This window comes from Nonomuraea sp. PA05 (genome assembly GCF_008086045.1).
Taxonomy (GTDB): Bacteria; Actinomycetota; Actinomycetes; order Streptosporangiales; family Streptosporangiaceae; genus Nonomuraea; species Nonomuraea monospora.
Map to the genome: position 1 here is coordinate 229,139 of NZ_VSEY01000010.1, position 15,059 is coordinate 244,197.

Here is a 15,059-nt window from a genome sequence, read left to right on the forward strand (position 1 = left end):
CCAGCCTAAGGAGGCGCTGTGAGCAGGCACGACGGCGGACCCCAGCGAGGCTCGACCATGCTGCCCCATCTGGCCTGGCGGGTGGAGGCGATGATCGCGAGCATCGCCGACCGGCGCCGGCCCGCTCCCGGCATGATCGCGCAGGCGATGCGCAAGGTGCCCCGCCACTGGTTCGTGCCCTCTCTCGGCCTGGTGCTCGGCGACGACGGCGTGGCCGCGCCGATCGACCGCGACATCGACCCGACCGCCTGGTGGGACGCCGTCTACTCCGACCGGCCGATCGCCACCCCGCTCGCCGGCGGCGGCGCCTCCTACACCTGTGTCAACCCCTCCCCCAGCTCCGTCGTCGATCTGCTGGAGCTGCTCGACCCGCGCCCGGGGCACCGGGTGCTGGAGATCGGGACGGGCAGCGGCTGGATCACGGCGCTGCTGTGCCGGCTGACGGGCGAGTCGGGGCGGGTGACGTCCGTGGAGGAGAGCGCGGCGGTGGCGGAGGAGGCCTACCGGAACCTGATCGCGGCCGGGGTGCGGCCACACCTCGTCAGCGGTGACAGTGCGCGTGGATGCCCGGAGCGGGGGCCGTTCGATCGGGTGCTCGCGCCGGCCACCGCGCCCGAGTCGTGGATCGCGCAGGCCGCGCCGGGGGCGGTCATCGTCGGGGGATGCGATGAGGGGGCACGGCTGGAAGTACATTACTGAGGACTCCCTGATTACTAGCGCTAGGCGGCCTGTTCTCCGGCCGCGATCAGCGGCACCTCTTGACTTAATTCGCATGGACTCCATGATTAGTCGCAAGTCCGACACTTGCCTAGGAGCCCCATGCGCAAGCTCGTACGCCTCCTCACCCTCCTGACCGCCCTCTGCGCGTCGATCCTCGTCGCCCCGTCCGCGGCCCAGGCCGCCATCACCGGCCAGTCGGCCACCAACACCACCACGACGGTGACGTACCAGTTCAGCTACACCGGCAGCCCCGCCTACGCCCGCGTCTACCTCGACACCGACCGCAGCACGGCCACCGGCTTCGCCCAGGCCGGCGCGGGCGCCGACTTCTTACTGGAGAACGCCTCCCTCTACCGCCACAACGGCGGCGGCTGGAGCTGGACGCTCGTGGGGCCGGTGACGTACTCGTCGTCGGGCGGCACGGCCAGGTGGACGGTCTCCCGCTCGGCCATCGGTGAGAGCGCCACGCCGAACGACGCCGACCTCGTCTTCCAGGTGGAGTCCCCGCTGGAGACCTCGGCCAAGTACACGCACGTCTACTCGGGCGGCGGCGGAGGGGGCGGCTCCGTCACCTACACCCCGACGACCGTCGACTTCGCCAACCCCGAGCGCGGCCTCTACCACCACACCGGCGACTGCGACAAGAACGACTTCTCCCTCGCCACCCTCCAGGGCTACCGCACCGGCCAGAACATCTCGCTGGTGATGTGCGTGTTCTACCTCGCCGAGTTCAGGACCACCGCGATCAGCCAGGCGGCGCTCGACCAGTTGCAGCAGCAGCTCGACACCGTGCGCGCGGCGGGGCTGAAGATGGTGCTGCGCTTCGCCTACACCACCTCCACCGACGGCGCCGACGCCGCCAAGGACCGGGTGCTGGCCCACCTCGACCAGCTCAGGCCCTACCTGAACGCCAACAAGGACGTCATCTACCTCATGCAGGCCGGGTTCATCGGGGCGTGGGGCGAGTGGTACTACACCCAGAACTTCGGCAACGCGGGCGTCGTCACGGCCGCCGACTGGGCCAACCGCAAGGCCGTGGTGGACAAGCTGCTCAGCGTCCTGCCCTCGACGCGGATGGTGCAGCTCCGTACGCCGAAGTTCAAGCGCACGCTGTACACCACCACCCCGGTCACCTCCGGCCAGGCGTACGGCGGCTCGGCCGTGGCGCGGCTCGGGCACCACAACGACTGCTTCCTGGCCAGCCCGGACGACTACGGCACCTACGAGAACGCGGCCGTGGAGTACCCGTACCTGGAGGCGGAGACGGCGTACGTGGCCATGGGCGGGGAGACCTGTAACCCCAACCCGCCGCGCTCGGACTGCCCGACCGCCGAGGACGAGTTGTCGCGCTTCCACTGGTCGTACCTGAACACCGACTACCACACCGGCGTGCTGGGAAGCTGGAGCACCGGCGGCTGCCTCGCGGAGATCACCCGCAGCCTCGGCTACCGCCTCGCCCTGCAGAGCGGCACGTACCCGAGCACGGCCACGCGCGGCGGCGGCCTGCCGGTCAGCATCACGCTCAGGAACGAGGGGTACGCCGCGCCGTTCAACCCGCGCGGCCTGGAACTGGTCCTGCGCAACACCTCGACAGGGGCGGTGCACCGCTTCCCGCTCAGCGCGGACCCGCGCCGGTGGGCGGCCGGGGCCACCAGCACGATCACCCAGACCGTCAGCCTGCCCGCCGCCCTCCCGGCAGGAAGTTACGCGCTCCTGCTGAACCTGCCGGACCCGCTGCTGCCGGCCCGGCCGGAGTACTCGATCAGGGTCGCCAACGAGGGCACCTGGGAGCCGTCCACCGGCCTCAACAACCTGCGGCACACCGTCACCGTCAACTGATCAGGCGATCGGCGATCCGGCCCCGGGCCGGATCGCCCTTTTTCGTGTGACGCACATCACGCTTTGTCGGCTTGAATCTCACACCGGTGTGACGTTCTACCTTCGGTGGCATGACGACAACGCAAGCGCCCATCGCCCTGTACGGTTTCCTCCGCCCCCGCCCCGAGCGCGCCGACGAAGTACGGGAAATCCTGTCCGCACTCGTCGAGCCGACCAGGGCCGAGGAAGGGAACCTGGAATATCACATCCACGAACAAGCGGACGGACGTTTCTTCCTTTACGAGGTCTGGCGTTCCAAGGAGGACCTCGACCTGCACAACGAGTATCCGCCGCTGCGCGACTTCCTGAACAATGCCGCCGACTATCTCGACGGGGCCCCCGAGGCCTATTTCGACACCATGACGAGCAGCTACCCCGCCCGGTGACCCACGGTTGTGACCCACGGCAGTGACGGAAAACCGTTTGACGCCTCGCCCGCGCCCCCGACACGATCTGCGACGTGCACATCGAATTCACGCGCTTCTCCCCTGACGACACCGAAGCCCTCGTCGGCTTCCTGACCGGCGAGGACTGGCCCTTCCACGCGGGCGTCCAGGAAGCGCCGGCGATCAGGAAGCGGGCCGCGGAGGGTCTCTACGACGACGAGGAGAGCCGCACGTTCTGGATCGTCGCGGACGGGGAGCGGGCGGGCCTGGTGCGACTGCAGGACCTCACCGACGGCACCCCCATGTTCGACCTGCGCGTACGCAAGGCGTGGCGCGGGCGCGGCCTGGGCACGGCGGCCGTCAAGTGGCTGACCTCCTATCTGTTCACCGAATTTCCCGGGATCAGGCGCATCGAGGGCAATACGCGGCAGGACAACCACACGATGCGCGCCGTCTTCCGCAAGTGCGGGTATGTCAAGGAGTCGCATTACCGGGAGGCCTGGCCTGCGCCAGACGGCACGGTGCACGACTCGACGGGTTACGCGATACTGCGGCGCGATTGGGAGTCGGGTACGGTGACGGTCCCCGACTGGAATGACGAGCCCGTTACGGGATCGCTCGGAAGATGAATGGCGCGACCAGGCCCAGCAGGGCCAGCGCCTCGGTGAGGACGAAGCCCAGCAGCATGTTCTGGCGGATCAGGCCGTAGGCTTCGGGCTGGCGGGCGATGGCCTGCACGCCGTTGCCGAAGATGATGCCGACGCCGACGCCGGGACCTATGGCGGCGAGGCCGTAACCGATGGCGGTGACATTGCCGGATACCGCAGCGAGAACGCTCACGAAGGTTTCCTTTCGAGTGTCAGGTGCAGTGGTTTGTCGCCGTCATCACCATTCCGCCACATGGGGTGTGAAGGGCAAAATGCCTGGTCGAACGAAAATGACCGTCCTTGCTTGTGGACAAAACGAATGGACAAAGCGCGGATTCTAGGGAAGAGAGCGGAACTCGGCCGTGCGGCTCTGTTCCCGCGGCCGCTCGGGGCCAATGCGGCGCTGTCCGCGCCGCACCGCCCGCTATTCGATGACCGGGCCTATGAAGCGCGCATCAACAAACGCCCATGGTGGAATCGCTCATTCTCCGCGGGCTCCCGCAACATCCGCGCCACCTCGTCGAATCCCTCCTTACGCAACAGGTCGGCCAGCTCGTCGATCGGCCACCGATAGGCGGGCGTGACCCTGTGGTCGAACTCCGCCAACGGATCCCCCTCGGATTCGAAGAACCCGAGCAGAAGAAGGCCACCAGGAGCCAGCACCCGGCGGAACTCGGCGAAGTACGGCGGCAGTTCCGGCGGCGGGATGTGAATGGTGGAGTACCAGGAGAGCAGCCCGCCCAGCTCACCGTCGGCCACACTGAGCTCGCCCATCGAGCCGAGCTCGAACCGCAGGCCGGGGTAGTCCCGGCGGGCGATGGCGAGCAGCGCGGGAGACAGGTCGACGCCGGAGGCGTCCAGCCCGAGGTCGCGCAGGTGCGCCGTCAGGTAGCCCGGACCGCAGCCGGCCTCGACGACGGGCCGGGGCCCGGCGGTCCGGACGAGTTCGGCGAAGGCGTCGATCAGCGCGCGGTCCAGCGGGAGGCCGTCGAGCGAGTCGCGGGCGAGGTCGGCGTAGAGGTCGGCGACGGCGTCGTAGGCGTCCGCGGTCGCGGTCAGGTAGGAGGAGGATTCGGCCACGGCGGACGACTGTAGACCATCTGGCGGCGAAAGTGGCGTTGGCCCGCTCGCCCGCTCCCGTCAGCCGGATGAGGGAGGAGCGAGCGCGGCCCATCTGGGGGACGGTCATGGGGCCGTGCTCGCGCAGCATGTTCAGCACCGCCCGCACGCCGACCGACAGCCCTTCGATGGGCGCGTCCTGCTCCACCTTCCAATCGCTGCGGGGCGCGCGAGCCCCGGGGGACACAGTCCTCAGCGCGTGTCGGAGTCGGACTGGGTGAGGGCCGCTCGCCCGGCCTCCAGCCGCGCCACCGGGATCCGGAACGGCGAGCAGGAGACGTAGTCGAGCCCCACCTCGTGGCAGAAGTGCACCGAGTCGGGATCGCCGCCGTGCTCGCCGCAGATGCCGAGGTGCAGGTCGGGCCGGGCGGCCCGGCCTTCGCGGACGGCGATCTCGATGAGGCGGCCGACGCCCTCCCTGTCGAGGGTCTCGAACGGGGAGACGCCGAAGATGCCGAGGTCGAGGTAGCGGGAGAAGAACGCGGCTTCGACGTCGTCGCGGGAGAAGCCCCAGGCCATCTGGGTGAGGTCGTTGGTGCCGAAGGAGAAGAACTCGGCGGCCTCGGCGATCTGGCCGGCGGTGAGGGCCGCGCGGGGGACTTCGATCATGGTGCCGACGAGGGCTTCGACGCCGGCCGAGGCGAGGATCTTGACGGCCTCCTCGCGTACGGACTCCAGCTCCTGTACGGCGGCCACCAGCGGGATCATGATCTCGGGACGAGCGCCGGGCACTTCGGCGGCGGCCTGGGCGATGGCGCGCACCTGCATGTCGAACAGGCCGGGGATGACCAGGCCGAGGCGGACGCCGCGCAGGCCGAGCATGGGGTTCTGCTCGTGCAGGCGCTTGACCGCCGACAGGAGCTTGCGGTCCTTGCCGGTGGCCTCGCCGGTGGCGACCTTGACCGACAGATCGACGATGTCGGGCAGGAACTCGTGCAGGGGCGGGTCGATGAGCCGGATGGTGACGGGGGCGCCGTCCATGGCCTGGAAGATGCCGATGAAATCGGACTTCTGGAGGGGCTCCAGGGCGTCCAGGGCCGTCTGACGTTCGTCGTCCGTCGAGGCGAGCACCAGGTCCTCCACGAGCTGGCGGCGCTCGCCCAGGAACATGTGCTCGGTGCGGCACAGCCCGATGCCCTGCGCGCCGAAGCGGCGGGCGCGGGCGGCGTCCTCGGGCGTGTCGGCGTTGGCGCGCACGCCGAGGCGGCGGGCGGCGTCCGCGTGGCTCATGATCCGGTCGACGGCCTTGACGAGGTCGTCCCGCGGCTCGGTGACGCCTTCGAAGTACTCGACGACGGCGGAGTCCACGACGGGCACCTCGCCGAGGAAGACCTCGCCGGTGGTGCCGTCGATGGAGATGACCTCTCCTTCGGGGACCGTCACGCCGCCGGGGGCGACGAAGCGCCGCTCGGCCGTGAGGACCTCCAGCTCCTCGGCGCCGCACACGCACGTCTTGCCCATGCCGCGGGCGACCACGGCGGCGTGCGAGGTCTTGCCGCCGCGGCTGGTCAGGATGCCCTTGGCGGCGATCATGCCGGCCAGGTCGTCGGGGTTGGTCTCGCGGCGGACGAGGATGACGTCCTCACCCTGCTCCGCCAGCTCCACGGCGCGCTCGGAGGAGAAGACGGCCTTGCCGACGGCGGCGCCCGGCGAGGCGTTCATGCCCTTGGCGATCTTCTTCTTCTCGGCGCCGCCGTCGAAGCGGGGGAACATGAGCTGCGCGAGCTGGTCGCCGGTGACGCGGGTGACGGCCTCGTCCATGGTGATGAGGCCCTGGTCGACGAGCTGGGTGGCGATGCAGAAGGCCGCCGCCGCGGTGCGCTTGCCGACGCGCGTCTGCAACATCCACAGCTTGCCGCGCTCGATCGTGAACTCGATGTCGCACAGGTCCCTGTAGTGGTTCTCCAGGGTCTCCATGATGCCGACGAGCTGGTCGTAGGACGGCTTGTCGAGATGTTCGAGGTCTTGCAGTGGGATGGTGTTGCGGATGCCCGCGACCACGTCCTCGCCCTGCGCGTTCTGCAGGTAGTCGCCGTAGATGCCCTGCTGGCCCGAGCCGGGGTCGCGGGTGAAGGCGACGCCGGTGCCGGAGTCGTTGCCGTAGTTGCCGAAGACCATGGCCATGATGTTCACGGCGGTGCCGAGGTCGGCGGGGATGCGCTCCTGGCGGCGGTAGAGGATGGCGCGCGGGGCGTTCCACGAGTCGAAGACGGCCATGACGGCCAGGCGCATCTGCTCGCGCGGGTCGGCGGGGAAGTCCTTGCCGGTCTGCTCGCGCACGATGCCCTTGTACGTCTCCACGAGCTGCTGCAGCTCGCCCGAGTCCAGGTCGGTGTCCTGGCGGCGGCCCTTGAGCTCGTCGAGCGCGCGCTCGAACAGGTCGCCGTCGATGTCGAGCACGGTCTTGCCGAACATCTGGATGAGCCTGCGGTAGGAGTCCCAGGCGAAGCGGTCGTTGCCGCCCGACTGCTTGGCCAGGCCGTGCACCGACTCGTCGTTGAGCCCGATGTTGAGGACCGTCTCCATCATGCCCGGCATGGAGAACTTCGCCCCCGAGCGCACGCTCACGAGCAGCGGGTCGTCGGCCTGCCCGAGCTTCCTGCCCATCCTGGCTTCCAGGGCGGCCAGCTTCTCGGCGACCTCACGGTCCAGCCCGCTCGGTACGGAGCCTTCCGCCAGGTAGTGGCGGCACGCCTCGGTGGTGATCGTGAATCCATGCGGAACAGGCAGCCCGAGATTGGTCATTTCGGCGAGGTTGGCACCCTTACCGCCAAGAAGATCCTTGAGATTCCTGTTGCCCTCGGTGAAGTCGTAAACGTACTTGGCCACCACAGCTCCTTCGAACGCCTCTGCCCCGGACTCTACCGGCGAAATTGATGATGAAACTGCACTCCTCGTATAAGTCAGTGTTTGTGCTGGTCAAAGCCTCATGAGAGGTCTAATCCAATTATACGACCCATGGGCCACAAATTGGATTAGACCAATTGGTTTACACCAATTCTTGAGAAAGGCGGGCGTTAGGTGCAGAATCGGATCACCCCCCTCCCAGGAGGCCCCATGGCCACTCCCACCAAGCCCAAGAGGCAGCCCAGAATCATCGTCGGCTCCGCCAAAGCCGCCGTAGGTTCGGCGACGTGGCTCGACGACCGGCTGCCGTTCGGGCGCTGGCTGCGGCCCCAGTTGCGCAAGCTGTTCCCCAGCCACTGGTCGTTCCTGCTGGGCGAGCTGGCGCTGTACTCGTTCGTGATGCTGGTGCTCACCGGGACCTTCCTGACGCTGTTCTACAAGCCGAACCCGGACGTGGCCTTCGAGTCGGTCGTCGAGCTCAGCCTGAACGTGCGCGGCGGGCTGCTGGTGCGGCAGTTGCACCACTGGTCGGCGATGGTGTTCGTGCTCTCGATCGTGGCCCACATGTGCCGGGTCTTCTTCACGGGCGCGTACCGGCGGCCCAGGGAGCTGACCTGGATGCTGGGTGTGCTGCTGTTCGCGCTGGCGCTGTTCGAGGCGTTCCTGGGCTTCACGCTGACCGCCGACCAGCTCGCGATGGCGGGGCTGCGGCAGGTGCAGGGGGTGCTGCTGTCGGTGCCGCTGATCGGCACGTACCTGTCGGCGTTCACGTTCGACGGCGAGTTCCCCGGCCAGGTGCTGCCGCGTCTGTTCGCCCTGCACGTGCTGCTGGTGCCCGGCATCCTGCTGGCCGTGGTGCCGCTGCACGGCCTCATCCTCACCTGGCGGCAGAAGCACACCGAGCGCCGCGCCACGGCCGTCAGTGAGCACCAGGTGTCCGGCGGGCCGTTCTTCCCGTACTTCGCGGTCAAGAACGGGGCCACGGCGCTGTTCACGATCGGCTTCATCGCGTTGCTGGCCACGTTCGTGCGGGTCAATCCGGTGTGGGAGCACGGGGCGTACCAGCCGGGCGGCCAGCCGCCGTCGGCGCAGCCGTTCTGGTACTTCGGGGTGCTCGACGGCGCGCAGCGGCTGGTGCCCGCGTGGGAGATCGCCGTCGGCGGGTACGTGCTGCAGCCCGGGCTGTGGATCCCGCCGCTGATCCTGCTGGCCTTCTTCGGCGCGCTGTTCCTGTGGCCGTTCATCGAGCGCCGCTACAGCGGGGACGGCGAGGTCCACCACCTGCTGGACCGGCCGTCGCAGGCGCCGGTGCGGACGGCGCTGGGGGTCGCGGTGATCACCTTCTTCGTGACGCTGTGGGCGGGCACGTGGGTGTCGGTGGCGCCGCCCGCCATGCACTCCGCGCCGGGGCTGCCGCCGCCCCCGGCCGCGCCGCCCGCGCTGCTCACCGTGCCGGCCGACGCTTACGGGGTGATCGTCGCCGTGCTGCGGGTGGCCGTCTTCGTGCTGCCCGTCGTGGCCTTCCTCGTCACGCGCGCCATCTGCCGGAGGCGCTCAGCGTAGGGGGTTGTCCTCGGGCGGGCTGCCGGCCGCGCCCTCCCGGGGCGGCAGCCACAGCACGAACGTGGCCCCCTCCCCGAGCCGCGAGAACACCGCCACGCGCCCCCCGTGCGACTCCACGATCTGCCGCACGATCGCCAGCCCCAGCCCGGTGTGCCGGTCCCTGCGGCTCGCCTCGCCGCGCCAGAACCGGTCGAACACCCGCGCCTGGTCCGACTCGCGCAGCCCGGGCCCGTCGTCGCGGACCGCCGCCCACAGCCAGCCGCCCGTCCGGCCCGCCCCGGCCCTGATCAGGCCGCCGGACGGCGACAGGCGCACGGCGTTGGACAGCAGGTTGGCCACGGCGCGGCGCAGCGCGTCGGCGTCGCCCGCCGCGTCCAGACCGGCGCCCAGCTCCCGGGTGATCACGATGTCCCGTTCGGCGGCCGGGGTGGCGTACTCCTCGCATGCCTCCCCCACCACCCTGGCCAGGTCGAGATCGGCGTCGGCGAACGCGGCGCCCTGCCGCCTGGCCGTGGCCAGCAGGTCCTCCACAAGCCTGGTCATCCGGGTCGTCGCCCGGTCCACGATGGCCACGGCCCTGGCCCGCTCCTCCTCGCTGGCGTCGGGGGCGGCCAGGACGGCGTCCACGTTGGCCCTGATGATGGTCAGCGGGCTGCGCAGCTCGTGCGAGGCGTCGTCGATGAGCTGCCGTTGCGCGCTGAACGCCTCCTCAAGCCGGGCGAGCATGGTGTCGATGGTGTCGGCCAGGTCCTTCAGCTCGTCGCGCGGGCCGTGCAGCTTGATGCGCCGCTTCAGGTCGGTGGCCTGGATCTCCTCCGTCGTACGGGTGATCGACCGGACGGGCCGCAGCACCCGGCCCGACAGCACCCAGCCGATGCCCAGGCTCGCCACGTACAGGCCGGCCAGCGTGAGCAGCGAGAAGTCGCGCAGCGTGCTCATCGTCCTGACGTTGACCGCGTTCTCGACCTCCTCCACGAACACCACCTCGCGCTTGCCGAGGTACTGGTCGCCGCTGTAGGTCTTGGCGTACTCGGTCGTGATCGGGCGCTGCTCGGTGGTCTTGGACACGGCGAAGTAGATGCCGCCCAGCACCAGCGTGGCCAGCACGAACAGCAGCCCCGAGTACAGGACGGTGATCCGGAAGCGGATGGTGTGGATCACGTCGGCTCCTTCAGCCGGTAGCCGCGGCTGATCACGGTCTCGATCAGGCCGTCCTCCTGCAGCTTGCGGCGCAGGTTGCCGACCGTGACGCGGACGGTGCTGGTGAACGGGTCCGCGTGCTCGTCCCAGACGTGTTCGAGCAGCTCCTCCGTGGACACGACGTGGCCCGGCCTGGTCATCAGGTAGTGCAGCACGCCGTACTCCTTGGGGGTGAGCGCCAGCGACCTGCCGTCCAGCGACACCTCCAGCCGCGCGGTGTCGATCCGCAGGCCGCCCACCTCCAGCACGGACGTGCCGCCGCCGGCGTCCCTGCGCAGCAGCGCCCGCACCCTGGCCAGCAGCTCGGGGAAGGCGAACGGCTTGACCAGGTAGTCGTCCGCGCCCTCGTCCAGGCCGCGGACGCGGTCGTCCAGCCGGTCGCGGGCGGTCACCATGATGATCCGCACCCCCTGGCCCGCCGCGCGCACGGTCCGGCAGAGCTGGAAGCCGTCGCCGCCCGGCAGGTTCAGGTCGAGCAGGACCAGGTCGTAGGTGTTGACCTGCAACTTCTCGTGCGCGGAGGGCGCGTCGTAGGAGACGTCCACCGCGTAACCCGCCCGGACCAGGCCGACGCGCAGCGCGTCGACCAGGTCCTCCTCGTCCTCAACCACAAGCAGCCGCATGCCCTGGACCCTAGTTTCGGATGATGCGTTCCGCGATGGGCGCGGCCCGGTCGATGGGGATGGCGAAACCGATGCCGATGTTCCCGCCTCCCCTGGACGCCGCGATCGCGGTGTTCACGCCGACGACCTCGCCCCTGGCGTTGACCAGCGGGCCGCCGGAGTTGCCCGGGTTGATGGAGGCGTCGGTCTGAACGGCCGTGCGCCGGGAGCCGCCCAGCCGCACCTCCCTGTCCAGGGCGCTGACGATGCCCGAGGTGACCGTTCCGGACAGGCCCAGCGGCGAGCCGATGGCCAGCACCTGGTCACCGACGGACAGGTCCGCTGAGCGGCCGAGCGTGGCGGGCGTCAGCTCGCGCGGGTAGTCCACCTCCAGCACGGCCAGGTCCTCGTCGTCGTCCGCGCCCGCGACGCGGGCGGTCAGCCTGCTGCCGTCGTGCAGCACCACGGTCACCGTGCTGCTGCCGCTGACGACGTGCGCGTTGGTGAGGATGTGGCCGCTGTCGTCGACGACGAAGCCGGAGCCGCCCGAGCTGCGCGTCTCCACGGAGACCACGCTGGGCAGCACACGGGCCGCCGTGGCGCTCAGACCGGCCAGGCTCGCCGACGGCGCGGGCGCCACCCTCGGCAGGGCGGCGGCGGGGGCCGGCTCGGACCCTTCGAAGAGCCGTGCCCCCGCCGCCCCCGCCACGCCCGCCGCCGCCCCGGTGAGCGCCGCGACGAGCGCGGCGGTCACCAGGACGCGACCGCCCCTGGGCGGCGGCGGCGTGACGGGAGTCCGCGGTACGGGGTGCTGCCGCGGCGGCCCGATCAGCGGTGGCGCGGCACCGTGAGGCGCCTCCCCGCGCCCGCCCACCGGCACCGTGCGGACTTCGGGCCCGCCCACCGGCACCGTGCGGAGCTCCGGCCCGCTTACCGGCACCGTGCGGAACTCGGGCCCGCGCGGGCTGCCCAGCCCCCTCATGGCAGCCTCGAGAACCACAACATCGACGTCGCCGCCGCGATCAGCGCGAAGATCAGCCCCGCCCCCACGAACCACTGCCAGACCTCCTGCCGCTCGGTGCGGTAGCCGACCGACGTGCCGATGTCCTCGTAGACCGCCTGCAGCTCGTCGCCGCTGGCCGCCTCGTAGAAGCCGCCGCCCGCCGACTCGGCCAGGCCGCGCAGCGCGGGCCCGTCCACCGGCACCTGCACCTCGCGGCCCGACAGGCTGATGGTGCCGTCCGGCGTGCCGTAGGCGATGGTGGTGACGGGGACGCCGCGCGCGGACGCCTCGGCCGCCGCGTCGGTCACCGTGCGGCCGGTCGTGTTGGAGCCGTCGGACAGCAGCACGATGTGCGCGGGCGGCGCCTCCTCCTCCGAGTCGAGCGCGGCGATCGCCTCCAGCGAGGAGAAGACGGCCTCGCCGATGGCGGTGCCCGAGTCCATGCCGAGCCGGTCGAGCGCGCTCATCACCGCCGGCCGGTCCGTGGTGGGCGGCACGGCCACGGACGCGGCCGACGAGAACGACACCAGGCCCAGGTTGAACCGCTCGGGCAGCCCCTGGACGAACTGCCTGGCCGCCTGCTTGGCCGCCTCGAACCGGTTCGGCGTCACGTCGGTGGCGCCCATGGACGCCGACACGTCGAACGCCACCATGATCGTCGCCCGTTCGCGCGGCACCTGAACCTCGGCCGTCGGGCGGGCGAACCCCACGACGAGCAGGGCGAACATGAGCAGCAGGGCCGCGGCGGGCACGTGCCTGCGCCAGCCCGGCCGCCTCGGCGCGACCTTGTCGAGCAGGTCGAGGTTGGTGAAGCGGACGGCGTAGGCGGTCCTGGAGCGCAACGCCATGATGACGTAGGTGAGCGCGAGCAGGGCCACCGGGATGAGCAGCAGCAGCCACACGGGCGCGATGAGGGTCACGCCACGTCACCTCCTCCCCTGGGTCCGGGCGGGCTCGCCGCCAGCGTGGCCAGGCGGCGCTGGCGCATGACGTGCTTGACCAGGTCGCGCACCCAGTCCCGGTCGGTACGCAGCCGCAGGTGGGTGGCTCCGGCCCGGCGCAGCGCCCGCCCTATGGCGTCACGCTGCTCCGACGCGGCCTCGGCGTACCGGCGGCGCAGCCGGGCGTTGCCGGTGGCGACCTCGCGCCGCCGCCCCGTCTCCGGATCGACCAGCGTCAGGATGCCCACGTCGGGCAGCGTCAGCTCGCGCGGGTCGAGCACCTCCACGGCCAGCACCTGGTGCCGGGCGGTGAGCCGGCGCAGCGGGGCCTCCCAGGTGCCGGGGTCGTCGAGGAAGTCCGACACGACCACGACCAGGCCGCGGCGCCGTACCACCCTGCCGAGCTGCTCGGCCGCCACGCCGAGCAGCGGCTCGGCCACCCCTGGCGGGGTGCGGGGCAGCGCGAACGCCGCCTGGAGCAGCGCCATCAGGTGCGGCCGGCCCGTCCTGGCGGGCAGCGTCCTGACGCCGCCGCCGTGCAGCAAGTGGGTGCCGATGCGGTTGCCCGTCCGCTGGGTGAGGAAGCCGACCGCGGCCAGGGCGGACAGGGCCAGCTCCCGCTTCTCCATCGCCGCCGTCCCGAAGTCCATGCTGGCGGTGGCGTCGAGCAGCGCCCAGATCTCCAGCTCCCGGTCGGCGACGAGGTCGCGGACGTGCGGCTCGTTCGTGCGGGCGGTGACGTTCCAGTCCATCCGCCGCACGTCGTCGCCCGGCTGGTACGCCCGCGACTCCGCCGGTTCGCTGCCCGGACCTGGCACCAGGCCGAGGTGTTCGCCCTGGAGCAGCCCATCCAGCCTCCTGGTGATGGTCAGTTCGAGCCTGCGCAGCGCGGGCTCGGCGATCAGATACGGCTTCATGCCACCGCGTCCTGCCGGGTGTCGTAGGGCTGGGTCTCCTGGCTGGGCGCGATGACCGGCAGCGGCACGGCCGCCAGCACCCGATCCACGATCTGGCGGGGCATCACCCCGTCGGCCAGCGCGTCGAAGGACAGCACCAGCCGGTGCGCCATGACGTCGTGCGCCAGGTCCCGTACGTCCTCGGGCAGCACGTAGTCGCGCCCCCGCAGCAGCGCCAGCGCCCGGCCGGCCGCCAGCAGGCCGAGCGTCGCCCTGGGGCTGGCGCCGAACGCCAGCAGCCGCCCGACGTCCCGCACCCCGTACCGGTCGGGGTCGCGGGTGGCGTAGACGAGGCGGACGGCGTACTCGGCGACCGCGTGGTGCACGAAGACCTCCTGGGCCCGGCGTTGCAGCGCGACCACCCGCGCCGGGTCGAGGACGCCCTGCGGCGACGGCGGGTCCACGCTCATCCGGTAGACGATCGCCAGCTCCTCCGACTCGCTGGGATAGTCGACGTCGATCTTCATGAGGAAGCGGTCGCGCTGCGCCTCGGGCAGGTGGTAGACGCCCTCCGACTCGATCGGGTTCTGGGTGGCCAGCACCAGGAACGGCCTGGGCACCTCGTAGGTGACGCCGCCGATGCTGACCTGGCGTTCGGCCATGATCTCCAGCAGCGCCGACTGCACCTTCGCGGGCGCCCTGTTGATCTCGTCGGCGAGCAGCAGGTTCACCATGACGGGCCCGAGCTCGACGTCGAACGACTCGGTGGAGGGCCGGTAGATCCTGGTGCCGACGATGTCGGACGGCACCAGGTCGGGCGTGAACTGGATCCGGGCGAACGTCCCCCCGACCACCTTGGCGGTGGTCTCGGCGGCCAGCGTCTTGGCGATGCCGGGGACGCCTTCGAGCAGGCAGTGCCCCTTGGCGAGCACCGCCACGAGCAGCCGCTCGACCATGTGGTCCTGTCCGACGATCACTCGTTTGACCTCGAACAGGGCCCGTTCGAGCAGTGCGGGGTCGGTCACGGCTGCACGCTCCCGTGGTGGCAGTCGTCCACGACCACGCGCAGCTCCAGAGCGGTCGGCTCCGGGTCGGCGAACGCGGCGCTCGCGGTCATGAGCAGCCCGCCGGCGGCGAGCAACACAAGAGCGAAACGTGATGTACGCATGAATTCCTCGTCCCTCGTATCGGCTTGCTACGCACTTCATCAAGTCACCGCGAAAACCCGCGTAACCGCCGCCTTTACACGGTCTTTCG

General features: G+C 70.6%; 15 protein-coding genes. 5 read left to right on the forward strand and 10 right to left on the reverse strand.

Features of this window, described 5'->3' with window-relative positions; translation table 11 throughout:
- The first annotated feature begins 18 nt into the window (after window positions 1-18).
- From FXF51_RS18230 to FXF51_RS18245, 4 genes are all read left to right on the forward strand, one after another.
- The gene (locus tag FXF51_RS18230; RefSeq protein WP_148435675.1) at window positions 19-699 is read left to right on the forward strand and encodes a methyltransferase domain-containing protein; all 681 of its coding nucleotides are present in this window, start codon (window positions 19-21) and stop codon (window positions 697-699) included.
- Window positions 700-819: 120 nt separating this feature from the next.
- Entirely contained in the window at window positions 820-2,559 is a 1,740-nt protein-coding gene (locus tag FXF51_RS18235) for a DUF4832 domain-containing protein (protein WP_148435676.1), read from the forward strand.
- A gap of 110 nt (window positions 2,560-2,669) precedes the next feature.
- On the forward strand, window positions 2,670-2,984 hold the full coding sequence (locus FXF51_RS18240; protein ID WP_148435677.1) for a putative quinol monooxygenase: 315 nt from the start codon (window positions 2,670-2,672) through the stop codon (window positions 2,982-2,984).
- Window positions 2,985-3,058: 74 nt separating this feature from the next.
- Window positions 3,059-3,613: a GNAT family N-acetyltransferase gene (locus FXF51_RS18245; RefSeq protein WP_148435678.1), complete on the forward strand. Its 555-nt coding sequence runs from the start codon at window positions 3,059-3,061 to the stop codon at window positions 3,611-3,613.
- On the opposite strand, the gene atpE is transcribed toward FXF51_RS18245, so the two are convergent.
- The 3 genes from atpE to ppdK form a co-directional block, all read right to left on the reverse strand.
- Complete coding sequence (gene atpE, locus FXF51_RS18250; RefSeq protein ID WP_148435679.1) at window positions 3,591-3,824, reverse strand: ATP synthase F0 subunit C; 234 nt, start codon at window positions 3,822-3,824, stop codon at window positions 3,591-3,593. The genes FXF51_RS18245 and atpE overlap by 23 nt on opposite strands.
- A 248-nt stretch (window positions 3,825-4,072) precedes the next feature.
- Complete coding sequence (locus FXF51_RS18255) at window positions 4,073-4,711, reverse strand: class I SAM-dependent methyltransferase (RefSeq protein ID WP_148435680.1); 639 nt, start codon at window positions 4,709-4,711, stop codon at window positions 4,073-4,075.
- 231 nt (window positions 4,712-4,942) lie between these two features.
- Window positions 4,943-7,579 carry a pyruvate, phosphate dikinase gene (gene ppdK / locus FXF51_RS18260; protein WP_148435681.1) on the reverse strand — a complete coding sequence of 879 codons (2,637 nt, stop codon included), beginning with the start codon at window positions 7,577-7,579 and terminating at the stop codon, window positions 4,943-4,945.
- Window positions 7,580-7,807: 228 nt separating this feature from the next.
- Between ppdK and FXF51_RS18265 the strand changes: the two genes are divergently transcribed.
- Window positions 7,808-9,160, forward strand: a complete 1,353-nt coding sequence (locus FXF51_RS18265) for a cytochrome b (RefSeq protein ID WP_148435682.1) — start codon at window positions 7,808-7,810, stop codon at window positions 9,158-9,160.
- Here the strand turns inward: FXF51_RS18265 and FXF51_RS18270 are convergent.
- From FXF51_RS18270 to FXF51_RS62645, 7 genes are read right to left on the reverse strand one after another with little or no spacing between them, the layout of a single operon-like run.
- On the reverse strand, window positions 9,152-10,321 hold the full coding sequence (locus FXF51_RS18270; protein ID WP_148435683.1) for a sensor histidine kinase: 1,170 nt from the start codon (window positions 10,319-10,321) through the stop codon (window positions 9,152-9,154). The two genes, FXF51_RS18265 and FXF51_RS18270, sit on opposite strands and share 9 nt — an antisense overlap.
- Complete coding sequence (locus FXF51_RS18275) at window positions 10,318-10,983, reverse strand: response regulator transcription factor (RefSeq protein ID WP_187414431.1); 666 nt, start codon at window positions 10,981-10,983, stop codon at window positions 10,318-10,320. Before FXF51_RS18275 ends, FXF51_RS18270 begins: the two co-directional genes overlap by 4 nt.
- Before the next feature lie 10 nt (window positions 10,984-10,993).
- Window positions 10,994-11,944 (reverse strand): S1C family serine protease, encoded by a 951-nt coding sequence (locus FXF51_RS18280; RefSeq protein ID WP_148435684.1) that lies wholly within the window; start codon window positions 11,942-11,944, stop codon window positions 10,994-10,996.
- Complete coding sequence (locus FXF51_RS18285; protein WP_148435685.1) at window positions 11,941-12,885, reverse strand: VWA domain-containing protein; 945 nt, start codon at window positions 12,883-12,885, stop codon at window positions 11,941-11,943. The genes FXF51_RS18280 and FXF51_RS18285 overlap by 4 nt, the downstream gene beginning before the upstream one ends.
- Entirely contained in the window at window positions 12,882-13,823 is a 942-nt protein-coding gene (locus tag FXF51_RS18290; RefSeq protein ID WP_148435686.1) for a DUF58 domain-containing protein, read from the reverse strand. Before FXF51_RS18290 ends, FXF51_RS18285 begins: the two co-directional genes overlap by 4 nt.
- Window positions 13,820-14,827, reverse strand: a complete 1,008-nt coding sequence (locus FXF51_RS18295; protein ID WP_262379613.1) for an AAA family ATPase — start codon at window positions 14,825-14,827, stop codon at window positions 13,820-13,822. Before FXF51_RS18295 ends, FXF51_RS18290 begins: the two co-directional genes overlap by 4 nt.
- On the reverse strand, window positions 14,824-14,970 hold the full coding sequence (locus FXF51_RS62645) for a hypothetical protein (protein WP_262379614.1): 147 nt from the start codon (window positions 14,968-14,970) through the stop codon (window positions 14,824-14,826). The genes FXF51_RS18295 and FXF51_RS62645 overlap by 4 nt, the downstream gene beginning before the upstream one ends.
- Window positions 14,971-15,059: the final 89 nt, after the last annotated feature.